This is a genomic window from Brevibacillus brevis, from assembly GCF_031583145.1.
Lineage (GTDB): Bacteria > Bacillota > Bacilli > Brevibacillales > Brevibacillaceae > Brevibacillus > Brevibacillus brevis_E.
In genome coordinates this window covers 1,926,715-1,939,990 of sequence record NZ_CP134050.1, presented here as the reverse complement: position 1 = coordinate 1,939,990, position 13,276 = coordinate 1,926,715, and the positions used below count along the sequence as shown (strand labels likewise).

General features: G+C 56.6%; 9 protein-coding genes. 3 read left to right on the top strand and 6 right to left on the bottom strand.

Annotated elements, in window-relative coordinates:
- Positions 1-55: 55 nt before the first annotated feature.
- The 4 genes from RGB73_RS09665 to RGB73_RS09650 form a co-directional block, all read right to left on the bottom strand.
- On the bottom strand, positions 56-1,756 hold the full coding sequence (locus RGB73_RS09665; protein WP_310771340.1) for a long-chain-fatty-acid--CoA ligase: 1,701 nt from the start codon (positions 1,754-1,756) through the stop codon (positions 56-58).
- Between the two features lie 208 nt (positions 1,757-1,964).
- Positions 1,965-2,954: an LCP family protein gene (locus RGB73_RS09660; protein ID WP_310771338.1), complete on the bottom strand. Its 990-nt coding sequence runs from the start codon at positions 2,952-2,954 to the stop codon at positions 1,965-1,967.
- Between the two features lie 131 nt (positions 2,955-3,085).
- Positions 3,086-4,261 (bottom strand): thiolase family protein, encoded by a 1,176-nt coding sequence (locus RGB73_RS09655; RefSeq protein ID WP_310771336.1) that lies wholly within the window; start codon positions 4,259-4,261, stop codon positions 3,086-3,088.
- 75 nt (positions 4,262-4,336) lie between these two features.
- Positions 4,337-5,260: a 50S ribosomal protein L11 methyltransferase gene (locus tag RGB73_RS09650; RefSeq protein ID WP_310771334.1), complete on the bottom strand. Its 924-nt coding sequence runs from the start codon at positions 5,258-5,260 to the stop codon at positions 4,337-4,339.
- A gap of 436 nt (positions 5,261-5,696) precedes the next feature.
- Here RGB73_RS09650 and csaB point away from each other — a divergent pair, with 436 nt between their 5' ends.
- Together csaB and RGB73_RS09640 are read left to right on the top strand one after the other, a co-directional pair.
- Positions 5,697-6,800 carry a polysaccharide pyruvyl transferase CsaB gene (gene csaB / locus RGB73_RS09645; protein WP_310771332.1) on the top strand — a complete coding sequence of 368 codons (1,104 nt, stop codon included), beginning with the start codon at positions 5,697-5,699 and terminating at the stop codon, positions 6,798-6,800.
- 21 nt (positions 6,801-6,821) lie between these two features.
- Positions 6,822-7,670: a class I SAM-dependent methyltransferase gene (locus RGB73_RS09640; protein WP_310771331.1), complete on the top strand. Its 849-nt coding sequence runs from the start codon at positions 6,822-6,824 to the stop codon at positions 7,668-7,670.
- A gap of 95 nt (positions 7,671-7,765) precedes the next feature.
- Here RGB73_RS09640 and RGB73_RS09635 read toward each other — a convergent pair whose 3' ends face one another.
- Positions 7,766-8,644, bottom strand: coding sequence for a LysR family transcriptional regulator (locus tag RGB73_RS09635; protein ID WP_310771329.1), 879 nt, complete (start codon positions 8,642-8,644; stop codon positions 7,766-7,768).
- A gap of 134 nt (positions 8,645-8,778) precedes the next feature.
- Here RGB73_RS09635 and RGB73_RS09630 point away from each other — a divergent pair, with 134 nt between their 5' ends.
- Positions 8,779-10,026, top strand: coding sequence for an MFS transporter (locus RGB73_RS09630; RefSeq protein WP_310771327.1), 1,248 nt, complete (start codon positions 8,779-8,781; stop codon positions 10,024-10,026).
- Positions 10,027-10,085: 59 nt separating this feature from the next.
- Here the strand turns inward: RGB73_RS09630 and RGB73_RS09625 are convergent, their stop codons facing one another.
- Complete coding sequence (locus RGB73_RS09625) at positions 10,086-13,268, bottom strand: bifunctional cytochrome P450/NADPH--P450 reductase (RefSeq protein WP_310771325.1); 3,183 nt, start codon at positions 13,266-13,268, stop codon at positions 10,086-10,088.
- Positions 13,269-13,276: the final 8 nt, after the last annotated feature.

Genomic DNA, 13,276 nt, shown 5'->3' with positions numbered 1-13,276 from the left:
CTGCTCCCTTTCCCGGGAACGGGCGAAATCATCCTCTCGGGACACATGGCGGCCGTCAGCTGCTCTTTTCTTGGTCGTCTGCGACCCGCTGTTGTTTGTCCTCTTCCTGCAGCTGTCTCCTGAGCACCTTGCCGACCATCGTCTTGGGCAATTCGGAGCGAAATTCATATTGGCGGGGAATTTTGTAGGCGGCCAGACGGTTTCGGCAATGCTTCTCCAGCTCATCCTCCGACGCCTGCTTGCCTTGCTTGAACACGACAAACGCCTTGACAGTCTCGCCGCGGTACGGATCGGGCACGCCGATGACAGCGGCCTCCTGAACCGCCGGATGCTCAAACAGCACTTCTTCCACCTCGCGCGGATAGATGTTGTAGCCGCCCGCGATGATCATGTCTTTTTTCCGATCCACGATGTAAAAATATCCGTCTTCGTCCATATAGCCCACATCCCCGGTGAGCAGCCAGCCATCCTGCAAGACCGCAGCCGTCTCCTCCGGCCGGTTCCAGTAGCCCTTCATCACTTGCGGGCCTTTGACGGCCAGCTCGCCTACCTCGCCCGGAGGCAATGCTTCGCCCGTGGAGGAATCGACGATGCGGCAGTCTGTGTCGGGCCACGGCAAACCGATGCTGCCTGCTACCCGCTTGCCCCAGATGGGGTTGGAGTGCGTCACCGGGGATGCCTCGGTCAATCCGTAGCCTTCGACGAGCTTGCCGCCCGTCAGCTCCTCGAACTTGTGCTGTACCTCAGCCGGGAGGGGCGCCGAGCCGCTCACGCACACCTCGATGCAAGACAGGTCGTGCTTTTGCAGATCCGCATGGTTGATCAGGGCGATGTACATCGTCGGTGCACCCGGAAAAAGCGTGGGCCTCACCTTGTCGATCATGTCAAAAATTTGCTTCACGTCGTATTTGGGAACGAGAATGATTTCTGCCGCAATGGAAATCCCTTTATTCATGACCGTGGTCATTCCGTACACGTGAAAGAGCGGCAATGCGCCCATGATGCGCTCCCGGCCACGCCTCACCTTGTGCAGCACGGCCTGGCACTGGACGGCGTTGGCGATGAGATTGGCATGGGTCAGCATGACGCCTTTGGCTACGCCTGTCGTGCCGCCTGTGTACTGCAGCAGCGCGATGTCATTCTCCGCGTCAATCTCCGTTTTCACGGGATTGGGAGCGCTTTCTTTTAATAAGGAAAGAAAAGGCTCAACTTCACTTCCGTACGGAACTTGCGGATTGTGCCTTTCCCTTTTCTGAACAAATGGATACAGCAGCTTTTTGAAAAACGGAAGGAAATCGCCGATGCTGGTCACAATCAGTCGTTTCAGAGGTGTGGACGCCTGGACAGAGGAAACCCGCGAGTAGAGCATATCCAGGGTGATGATGGTTTCGGCTCCGGAATCGTTCAGCTGGTGGATCAGCTCCCGCTCCGTATAGAGAGGATTGGTCATCACGACAGTGGCTCCCGCAAACAGGGCGCCGTAATAGCTGATGACCGTCTGTGGAGTGTTGGGCAGCATGATGGCCACGCGATCGCCCTTCCTTACGCCGCGCCTGATGAGGGCGTGGGCGAATTGGTACGACATCGCCAGCAGCTCGCGATATGTAATGCGCTTGCCTAGAAAATAGATCGCGAAACTGTCCGGAAAGTCAGCAGCTGACTGTTCCAGGAAACGGGTCAGTGGAACACGGGGGTATTCCAGAGACGGTGCAGTTTCGGGCGGATAATTGGCAATCCAAGGCTTGGCATTTGACATGGGTATTCCCTCCATCCCTAAGTGGCCTTGCCTCTCCCGGACGATCCGCAGTCATAATCTCTTCCCATCTCCATTCTATTCGAAAAATATCCAATTTTACAACTAGTCGGCAGACTCATTTCCCCGCTTGCTCGAAGACTGTGCGGCTTTTTCCGTACAAAAAAAGAAGAGGCGGATTCCCGCCTTCCTTCTCTGCCGTGCTCCTCTGCTAACGGGCCAGCGTCTGGACGATCTGCTGATGGACCCGCTCCCGCTCGGTTCCTGGCACCAGGTGATACCAGCCCAGGATGCCGTTGTGCCAGATGCGTTCGTCCTGTCCGACGAGCGTATCGGTGCGGATCACGTTCGGAGTCGGATCCCCGTATGCCAAAAGCAGCGCGGCGATTTCCTCGTCGGTGAGATCCGTCTTGACGTGGTTGCCCACGATTTCCATCAGCGAAAACGCTTTGGCATACGCTTGCACGGAAGCGCCTTTGGCCGCCAGCGCCCGGATGATCTCCTGCTGCCTGTTGATGCGCTGGTAGTCGCTGTCTTCCTTTCCCAGATCGCTCTTGCGGTAGCGGGCGTAGTCAAGGGCTTGCTCGCCAGTCAGTGTCTGCAGCCCGGGCTGGATGTCGATGTACGTGTCGTCGCTCGGGTCGCTGTACTTCATACGCTTTTTCACGTCGATCGACACGCCGCCGAGCTCGTCCACGATTTGCCGAAACCCCTCAAAGTCTACAGAGAGGTAGCGATCAATTTTTACGTCCAGAAACTTCTCCAGCGTTTCCTTCACCAATTTCGGGCCGCCGTACGCCATGGCGTGATTGACTTTGTCGTAGCCTTTTCCGCTCAGCTGCATATAGCTGTCGCGCGGGATGGAAATGAGGTAGGCCGACTGCTTTTCCGGATGAATGGCCGCCAGCATGATTGTATCGGAGCGGGCGCTCTCGCCGTCGCGGCTGTCGACCCCGAGCAAGAGCAGCAAAAACGGCTTCAAAGGCTCGGCCGCGGTCAAAAGGTCGCGGGGCGGCAAGGCAGCGGCTGCGTGCTGCACACTCCCGGGGCTCCCTTCAATCGGCGCGTACCACTTCTGCGTCATCTGCTTGTACTGATAGGCTGTGTACGCTACCGCCACCAACGCTGCAAGCGTCAGACACGAAAGCGTGTGAAACGCAATCTGCTTCCACCGTTTTTTCATGAATGAAAGAAACATCATGGCAAAAAGCCTCCCCCTCGAGCAAAACCCCCGTCTTTGTCGGGCAAAGGCAGGGACTTGCTTCCATTCTTAACAGGGGAGGCATTGTTTAAACGTGAGCCACTCGGGATTTTTCACCGAAATTCCGGAATTTACGGACGTTCGACTACCATCGCCATTCCCATGCCGCCGCCGACGCACAGGGCTGCCAGGCCGCGTTTGAGGCCGCGTCTGCGCATTTCATGCAGCAGAGTCACGACGATCCGGCATCCGGTCGATCCGACGGGATGGCCGAGCGAGATGCCGCTGCCGTTTACGTTGGTGATCTCGCGGGGCAGCTCCAGCAGTTTTTCCACCGCCAAATACTGAGCGGCGAACGCTTCGTTGACTTCGATCAGCTCGATGTCCGACAAAGAAAGACCTGCCTTAGCCAAGGCTTTTTTGACAGCGGGTACAGGACCGTAGCCCATTAAATCGGGTTCTACTCCCGCCCACGCCCAGGAGACGATCCTGCCCAACGGGTCGATTCCGAGCTGTCTGGCTTTTCCTTCGCTCATCAGCACGGCGGCGGAAGCTCCGTCGTTGAGCCCGGAAGCATTGCCTGCCGTCACGGTGCCGTTCGGTCGGAATCCCGGCTTCAGCTTGGCGAGTCCTTCCATGGACACGTCGCGGCGAGGGAATTCATCTGTGGTAACCACCTGCTCATCTCCCCGCTTTTTGACTGGCACCCCGATAATCTCCTCGGCGAACAAGCCGCTGTCAATCGCCCGGATCGCGTTTTGCTGGCTGCGCAGCGCGATCTCGTCCTGCTCCTCGCGGGTAATCCCGTAGCGGTCGACCAGTCTTTCCGCCGTCTCACCCATCAAAATTTGGTGATGCGGGTCAGTCAAGAGCTCCCACATGGCGTCCGTCATTTCCCCATGCGCCAGCCGCTTGCCCCAGCGGGCGTTTTTCAAGACGTACGGTGCATTGCTCATGCTCTCCACACCGCCGGCGATCACGATTTCACTGTCGCCGAGCAGGATCTCCGAAGCAGCGGAGGCCAGTGCCTGCATCCCGGAAGCACACTGGCGCTGCACGGTAAAGCCTGTCACTTCTTTGCCCAGCCCGGCGTCCAGCGCGGCGACCCGGGCGATATTGGCCTCATCGCTGCGCTGGATGCAATTCCCGAGAATCACCTCGTCGATCTTGCCGGCTTCGAGCCCGGACTTCTCCAGCACTCCGCGAATGACGGTCTCCGCCAGCTTGCGAGCGCTTACATCTTTCAGGACGCCGCCAAACGAACCGATCGGCGTACGTCCGGCAGCAGCGATCACCACATGCTCCATGTTTGTCCCCTCCATTTAGATTGTCATTTTTCTCTATTGTCGCATCTGTCAGTTACAAATCCGCATGCTGAGAAACTAGCGGCTTTTTCTCAGCATGCAGGTGACCCACTCCTCCGATTGGCGCTCTTTTTCCAACTGATAACCGGCCTTTTCATACGAAGTAAGCACGTGGTGCAAATTCCATTCCACGATGCCCGAGAGAATGACCAGACCTTCCGGAGCGAGATGGGCGTCGACGACCGGCAGCATCGCCACGTCCTCGTCTCCCCCGATATTCACCAGGATGAGATCGAACTGCTCGGGAAGTGAGTCTGCCACGGCTGGTTCGGATGCATCCCCGATCACGATGCGCACCGCCGATTCCGGCAAATGGTTGCTTTCGGCATTCACCCTCACCTGGTATTCGCTTTGCGGATTGATGTCCACCGCCCACACCGGATGGCTCGCTCCGTTGCGTGCACAGTACAGGGAAAGGATTCCCGAGCCCGCTCCGATGTCCAGGACGCGCTTGTCCTCCAAAGAAAGCTCTTGGAGAAACAGGAGGATGTCCTGGGTCGTACCGTGATAGCCAGTCCCGAAAGCAGCCCCCGGATCGATCCACAGCACGTGCTTGGCCGCAGCCAACGCCTCAGGGTCCGTCCACGTCGGAGCGATCCACCATTCGCCGACCTGCACCTCGCGGAATTCTTCCTTCCAGGACTCATTTTCTTCCGGGACCAGTTCGACCTCCTTGATGGAAACCTTCCCTTCCCACCGAAGAATATATGTCCGAAGGCGCTGTCTGTGCTCCTCTTCCGTATCCTGCATGGGCTCGAACAAATAGCCAGCGAGAGGTCCATCCGTATTTTCCGCATAGTCGTACCCGTTTTCCGTCGTCAGCACCTCGATCTGCGGTTCGATCCAGCCCAGCGTGTACGGACTCGTGAGCACTTCCGCGACAAACAGGTCCTCTATTTCCCGCTCCAGCAGCAAGGTGTATTTCAGCCACATTTTTTCCATCGTCTCGTCTGTCTCCTTTCCGTGCCGCCCCATCGGACTGCCAGCTCGTGTCTTTCTATGCGAGCACTGGCCATGCGCCCTTTGTATGTATCCATCTGCCAATAGCAAGGAGGACGCTCTACATGGTATGATAGTAGAATGGACTATTTTTCCGTTGGGAGGTTTGCCATGTTTGACGAATTCTTTTATCGGCGCCGAAAAAACAAAGGCATGCTCATTGCGATGATCGCCCTGACTGTGCTTGGCATCGGAATGTTTGCAATGGGTTTCCTCTATATTTTCTCGTAAGCGCGGTCCTTTCATTATACCCTACCCGAAACGGCGGGATGTAGGGGCCCATGATTTTGCTAGGGTTGCTTTACTTCCCCTTGTTTACTCGATTATACTTGAGAATGTATTTTTCCTGTACGTTTGATATAGAAAGAAGGTTCACTCCATGTCGCGAATTCTCATCTCCGGGTACTACGGCTTCAACAATGCCGGAGACGATGTGGTCCTGTACGGCATCATCAGCTCCCTCAAAAGGGAACAACCCAATATTTCCCTGGCCGTGTTGTCCAATCAGCCAGATCGTACAGCGGAACTGTTTGGGATTGAGGCCTACAACCGCTGGAGTTTCGGTACCATCGTCCGCGAGCTGATGCGAAGCGACATGCTGGTGATGGGGGGCGGTACGCTGATGCAGGACGTCACGAGTCCGCGCAGCGTCCTCTACTACTTGGGCATCGTCACCATCGCCAAGCTGCTGGGCAAACCTGTCGTCTTTTACGCACAAGGGTTTGGCCCGATCTTGAAGCCACTTAGCCGATCGATGATCAAGCGGGTGGTCAATCGGGTCGACATCATTACCGTGCGCGATTACGAATCGGGAGAAGACTTCAAATCGTGCGGGGTAAAAAAAGCCCCGATCCATATAACAGCAGACCCTGCTTTGACCATATCCGCCGACGACATATCGGACGAGCGCGGCAAGGAGCTCTTGCACGGACTGTTCGATGATCCTGCGAAGCCGCTGGTCGCCATTTCCGTACGCGATTGGAAGCAGGAACAGCATTTCAAGAAAGTCATCGCCAAGGCGGCCGACTGGTTTCTCGCTCGAGGCTGGAACGTCCTGTTTTTGCCGATGCACTTTCCCAGCGACTTGTCGCCATCTAGAGACATCATGGAGAAAATGGAAGCTTCGGGCGCGCGCCTGCTGGATGCGCCCGTCACTTTCCATGACATCATGGCCGTCTTGAAGCAGTGCGACTACGTCGTGGGGATGCGCCTGCACTCCTTGATTCTCGCGTGCATGCTGCGTACGCCTTTCATCGGCATCTCCTACGATCCGAAAATCGACCGCTTTGTCGAGCGTGCCGGCATGCCGAATGCCGGACACATCACCCGGCTGGACGAAGCCGCTCTGCTCGAACTGCTGTCCGATCGGCTGGACCGTCTCGAGCAGGAGGTAGACGTGGTGACCGAGCACTCCCGTCTGCTGGAAATGGAAGCGGCCAAAAGCAGCAAATTGGTGCTGCAAGCGCTGCGAAAAAAAGGCTGATCTGGAAAGGAGGACAAACCCATGTCCTTTTCCTCTCAACTCTTGATTGGAATCAACCGCTTTTTCCCTCTCCCCGTCCACCCGTTCAACCTGGCCAACGACGGCGAGATGAGCTATACCGAATGGCAATTTCAAAAAGGGGACCAGACCATTCAGTTCTTCCTCCCCTTCCACTCCCAGGAGCAGATGTTCCAAGGCAAAACCGTGCTGGACATCGGCTGCGGCGGCGGCGGAAAGACGTGCTACTACGCGACCTTCGGGCCGAAGAAAATGATCGGAATCGACATCGTGCCGCACTACGCGGAAGAAGGGAACGCCTTTGCCAAGCAAAAAGGGCTTTCCGATGTCGTCTCCTTCATGACCGGCGACGCCGCGAACATGACGTTTGAAGACAACACCTTCGACACGATCATCATGAACGATGCAATGGAGCACGTAGGCGAGCCGGAGAAGACGCTGGAGGAGTGCTTCCGCGTCCTGAAGCCGGGCGGGCACCTGTACATCAACTTCCCTCCCTACTACCATCCGTACGGCGCCCATCTCTCGGATGCGATCGGAATCCCGTGGGTTCACGCGCTGTTTTCCGAGCAAGCGCTGATCGATGCGTACAAAGAGCTCGTTCGCGACTTGCCTGACGGTTCTGACCGCGTTTCGTTCCGCTTTGATAAAAAGCCCGATGGCAGTGACACGATCTCGTACATCAACCGGATGACCATCAAGCGTTTTCGCCGGATTCAGCAGGGCGTGACCCAACCTGCCGTCTATGAGAAGGAAATTCCGCTGCGCGGCCAGCTCAAAGGTCTTGCAAAGCTCCCGGGCTTCCGTGAGTTTTTCGTGAAAATGGTCGTGTGTGTGTACCAGAAACGATAATGGGAAATATGCTCAGAAGCCGAAAAACCGGTCGACAACACGGACACGCCGTGATCGACCGGTTTTTTCATCGAAGGGAAGCGGCTGCGGCATCCTTAGCCTTGAAAGAAGCGTTTGATCTGTTCCATGAAGGCTTTAGCCGCCTGGGTCACATACCGATCGTGGCGGTAGATGATCGACAGGCTGCGGCTCGGAGGGTGGTCTTCGATGCGGATCGTCCGCAGGCTCGGATCCCCCATTTGCCGGATTAACGGCTCCGGCTGGACGGTCGCCCCGATATTCGCCCTCACCAGATTGAGGATCGATGTAGCCGAGCTGGTTTCCAGAATGGAATTCAGCCGAAAGCCATGTCGTCGTACCGTCTCTTCGACGATTTCGCGGCCCATGAAGCCTTCGGGATAAATGACCATGGGAAGATCTTTCAGCTCGTCGATCGTCACGCTCGTCCGATCCGCCAGATGATGCTTTTCCGAGACGGTCAGCACGTACTCCTCCGTGCACAGCGGGATCGTAACCAGCCGTTCATCGGGCAGTACGTTCGTGCCGATCCCGATGTCGACCTCGCTCTCCAATACCTGCGCTTCGATAGCGATGGAGGCGATCACCATCAACTTCACGTTGGGATACTCCCGATGAAAGTCGATGACGAGCTGTGTGATCCGGTAATCCAGATCGGACGGCATAATTCCCAGCCGCAGCGTCCCGCTCTGCATGTGGCGCAAATCGGCGATGGAATCCTTGACGTTTTGCAAGGTATCCATGATCTCGGTCCCGTATTTGAACAGGAGCTCCCCCGCCTCGGTCAGCGCGATTTTTTTGCCGATCCGATCAAACAGCGGGATGGTGAGCTCATCCTCCAAAGCCCGAATTTGCTGGCTGAGCGTCGGCTGGGAAACGCCAATTTTTTCGGCTGCCTTCGTGAAATGCATTTCTTCGCAAACGGCCATGAAATAGTGGAGCTGCCGGATTTCCAAGAGCATTCTCCTTTTATCATTGGTAATTCCAATGATTATAATAGAAACCATAATATTGATCAATCATTCTTCGCTCTATACACTGGATGAGACCCGGATTGCCGCCTGATACTGAAACATGGAGATGATTGATTTTGGATCTGAAACGATACCTTCTTCCACTGACCGCCCTTTTCCTCGCTTCCCTCAATCTGCGCCCGGTCATCACTTCCGTTTCCCCGCTGCTGGGGACGATCCGCGAAAATTTGGGCATGAGCGGGTCCACGGCGAGTCTGCTGACTTCCCTGCCTGTACTTTGCATGGGGTTCTTCGCGCCAGCGGCCGTGAAGCTGGGCCAGCGCTGGAGCATGGAGCGGACGATTGCCTACTGCCTTCTGCTGATTGGCGCAGCTACGGCCGCCAGGTATCTCACCGGCTCATCCTGGCTGATGCTTGGCACCGCATTTCTCGCCGGCATCGGGATTGCCATCATCGGGCCTTTATTGTCCGGTTTTATCAAAGAAAAGTTCCCCAACCCCTCTGCGATCGTCGGAGTCTATTCCATGGCGATGGTCTTCGGTGCCGCTCTCGGGTCGGGATTGGCCGTGCCTTTGCAAACCGTCTTGGACGATTCCTGGCAGGCTTCCGTCGCTTCCTGGTCCGTCCTGGCCTTTCTGGCGCTGATCTTCTGGTGGAAGCCTGTCCGAAAGGCACCGAAGCACGCGCACACGAATGCCTCAAACGTCCACACGGCGCCCTCGTCCGAATCGGGAAGAGGCGACTTGCGGCGTCTGCTGTCCAACAAACGCGCCTGGCTCCTGACTTGCTTCTTCGCCATGATGGCTTCCATGTTTTACTCCGTGACCGCCTGGCTGGCTCCGATGGTCGAGGAACTGGGCTACGACAAACAGACTGCCGGAATGGTCTTGAGCCTGTTCACGCTGGTGCAGATTCCGGTCAGCCTTTTCCTGCCGATCCTCGTCAGCCGTTTTCAGCGCAGAGTCGTCTGGCTGGTCGGCTGCTCGGTCATGGAGCTGATCGGATTGATCCTGCTCCAGCTGCACGTGTCGCCCTGGTTTGTCTGCATTTTTCTGGGTATTGGTGCTGGAGGACTGTTCCCGATGGCGCTCATGCTGCCCATCGATGAGACGTCCACGGCGGAAGAGGCAAGCGCGCTGTCTGCGATGAATCAGTCCGGCGGGTATATTCTCGCTTCCTTCGGCCCTTTTTTGGTTGGCTTGATCCATGACCGCACCGGCAATTTTTCCGCCCCGCTCCTGGTCCTGACAGCCGTCGTCGTCGCGATGATGATCGTCCAGCTGCGGATCGGGAACAAAAAAGAGAAGTCCGTCCGTTCCGAAAAGCAGGCAGCTTCCAGTCTGCGTGGATCCAGCGCTCGTTAACGGCTTGGCATCCAAACAGTAAAGGGGCTGCCGGTTTGCACACCGGCAGCCCCTGTCTCTTATACACCCGACCAAACATCTTTCGCATATTTCCCCTGAGTCTGAAGGCTGTCCAACCATTTCTCGGCTGACTGCTCATCCACCCCGTACACGGACTGATACCCCTTTTTCAACTGGCTCTCAACATCCGGAGCCATCCTTTTCCCGTCTCCGCACACGAACAGCCGTCCGCCCTGATCCAGAATGCGAATGATTCCTGCCGCATCCCGGGCCATCAAATCCTGCACGTACGTTTTCGGAACGCCTTCCATCCGGGAGAAAGCCGTGTGCAGGACAACCACGCCATCCCGTTGATATTGCTCCAGCTCTTCCCGATAAATGTAATCCGCCTCGTTTCGGCAGCCGAAGTACAGATGCGCTTCGCCAAGGACTGCTCCTTCCTGCTTCAACCTCGAGCGGGCTTGCAGGAACCCGCGGAAAGGCGCTACTCCAGTCCCCGGGCCGACCATGATGATCGGGGTCTGCGTGTCCTCGGGGAGCTGGAACCCTGATTCGGGCGTCCGAACAAACAGCACCAGTTCTTCGCCAGGCCCCTGTTCCGCCAAGTAATTCGAGGCCACCCCGCGATATTCGCCCTGTCCGTTCCATCCAGGGCAACGAACGACGCCAACCGTGATGCTGGCACGTCGAGCATTGACCCGTGGCGAGCTAGAGATCGAATAGTACCGGGGCTTGAGCGGAGGCAACAGCTCCAGGAACCGCTCAAACGGCATTTCACACGCCTCGTATTTTTCCACCAGATCAAGCATCGTCACTCGATTCTTGAGCACCTGCTCTTCGTACGTCCCTTCCTCCAGCAGCGCTTCCAATTCGCGCTTGTGCGGCGGACAGACGGTATACGCGGCCACTTCGCGGATTTGTGCCCGTGTGGCTGCTTCCTGCACCTCAACGCTTTGACCGAGAAGATCGAACAGAGAGACTGCCCGATCCAAAGGCAAATGGGAGGCACTCACTCCGCTTGCAGACAAAATCACTTGATCATTGCCGCTCAAACGGAAGCGCCGGAGTATACGGTTGACATTGGCTTCGCTGTTCCGCGGAAAGACGCCGAGGTGGTCGCCCTCCTGGTACGCAGCCCCCTCTGGCAGCTGCACCTCGATATGCCGTGTGCTTCGCTCGCTGCCAGGCTGTTGCAGCTCCCGGTTTTCCGTTACCGTCGCCTGGATCGCATCGTACGTTTGGGCGAGAGGCGTATCGGCAAAGCCGCTGACGAACCGGATGTTGAGCGTTCCCCGCTCCTTCTCCGCATTCTCGTTCAGCGTCAAATCGAATGTCTTTATCGCGTCCGCCCACATTTGGCTTTTCCATGCGTCCAGCTGCTTTTCGAAGTCCGCGCTTGCATCCCCTTCACCGCGAAGAGAAAATCGGGTTGCCCCTTTTTCGGCCAGCATTTCGTCAATGTATCGCGGCACTTCTTGATACGTCGAAGCCCAGTTGTGGTCTCCGCAGCCAAACACGGAATAGTGGACTCCGTTCAGCTCGCCCAGCTCGACCTGCTCCAGCCATTGCACGAACTGCCTTGCGTTGCCTGGCGGTTTTCCGTTGTAGGAAGAAGTGACAATCAACAAAGCTCCTTCTTTCGGCAAATGGCCCAGCCGATCGTTCAGCGTCGCCACCTCGCTCCGGATCCCGTGGAGGCGAGCGAGATCCGCAAGCTCCTTCGCAATCTTCTCTGCCGTCCCCATATTGGAGCCGTACAGCACAAGCAGCGGCCGGTTATTCACGCCAGCGACGGTTACCTTTTGTCGCTGATCTTCCCGGACTGGTGCGCTGGCGACCTCTGCTTGCGGTTGGGGCGTGAAAGAAATGCCCGTCTTTTTCTCCCGCAGCTGTACACGCATCTTGAAGCCATCCGGCTTCAGCGTCAGCGTTTGTTTGACTTTCAGCTGGTAGTCCATGTGATCGATCAGTTGAAAGTGCTGCAGGATCATCCCCAGAACGAGAGTCGCCTCGTGAAGGGCAAACTGCATACCGATACAAGCTCGCTGCCCGTTTCCAAACGGTTTGTAGGCATGGCTCGGAATCTTGGACATATCCTCGAACCGCTCCGGACGAAATTGCTCGGCATCCTCTCCCCATGCTCCCTTGTCCCGGTGCAGCTGGGGCAGCAGTACGGAAACGCCTTCCCCTTTTTGAATCGGATACTTGCCCCCGATGACCGTATCCTCCTTCGCGAAGAGGCCAATTTGCGGAGCCGTCGGCCACAGACGCAGCGACTCGTTTAATATCATCCGGACGTAGGTGAGCTGCAGGACTTGCTCATAGGTCGGAACTGGACCCGTCAGGACCCGATCCACTTCCTCGTAGGCCTTTTTCAGCACATCCGGGTTTTTCAGCAAAAAATAAGTGGCAAAGGAAAGCAAGCCGCTCGTGGTTTCATGTCCGGCAATCAGGAAGGTAATAATTTGGTAGCGAATGTTTTCGTCGTCGAGCCGCTCCCCGGTTTCAGGGTCCTCGGTATTCAGCATCCGCGCCAGCAGGTCCGTTTCTCCTTGATCTCCGCGGGCTTTGCGCTCCGCGATGATCTTGTCCACCAGAGAGAACATCGATTGGATATCGCTCTCGTACTGGCGTTTTGTTTTCAGCATCAGCTTGTTTTGAATGGGCAGGCGGTTGTTGTAGTGCATCGCTTCATCCAGGGAGCGGACCATGCTTACGATGAACGGGTTGGGCGTTTCCCTGTAATAGCTGTTGAACCGGTAATTGAACCCGCACAAGCCGATCGTATCGAGCGTGAGCCGTGTCATGTCGTCCGGCACGTCGATGCTCTCATCCGGATTCAATCGCTCCCATTTTTGGACAAGCTGCGTCGCGATGTCCACCATCCTATCGTGATACCCCTTCATGGCTTGCTGGCTAAAGGATGGCATCAGAATCTGGTGCGCTTTTTTCCAGTTTGGCTCCTCCGTAAGGCTTGTGAACAGCCCGTCTCCGGCAAAGTCCCGAACTTTCAGCAGATGACCGATGGCTTTGTCAAAACGCGACTCATCGCATACCTCCGCCACCAGGTCTGGGCCGGAGACGATCAGCACCGATCTGCCGAAGCCTTCGAACCGGAAGAGCGGACCGTACTCGTCCGCAAGCCTGCAGAAAGACAAAGTAGGCGAATCCTTGTCGATCAAGGGGATGTTCCCCAGGACACCGTACGTTTTCGGTTGGGGAATCGGATTGTTATTTTCCATGAAAAAAA

Excerpts from the sequence above, each read along its gene's own strand:
- RGB73_RS09665 (WP_310771340.1), bottom strand. The coding sequence starts at position 1,756 with ATGTCAAATGCCAAGCCTTGGATTGCCAATTATCCGCCCGAAACTGCA.
- RGB73_RS09660 (WP_310771338.1), bottom strand. The coding sequence starts at position 2,954 with ATGATGTTTCTTTCATTCATGAAAAAACGGTGGAAGCAGATTGCGTTT.
- RGB73_RS09655 (WP_310771336.1), bottom strand. The coding sequence starts at position 4,261 with ATGGAGCATGTGGTGATCGCTGCTGCCGGACGTACGCCGATCGGTTCG.
- RGB73_RS09650 (WP_310771334.1), bottom strand. The coding sequence starts at position 5,260 with ATGGAAAAAATGTGGCTGAAATACACCTTGCTGCTGGAGCGGGAAATA.
- csaB (WP_310771332.1), top strand. The coding sequence starts at position 5,697 with ATGTCGCGAATTCTCATCTCCGGGTACTACGGCTTCAACAATGCCGGA.
- RGB73_RS09640 (WP_310771331.1), top strand. The coding sequence starts at position 6,822 with ATGTCCTTTTCCTCTCAACTCTTGATTGGAATCAACCGCTTTTTCCCT.
- RGB73_RS09625 (WP_310771325.1), bottom strand. The coding sequence starts at position 13,268 with ATGGAAAATAACAATCCGATTCCCCAACCGAAAACGTACGGTGTCCTG.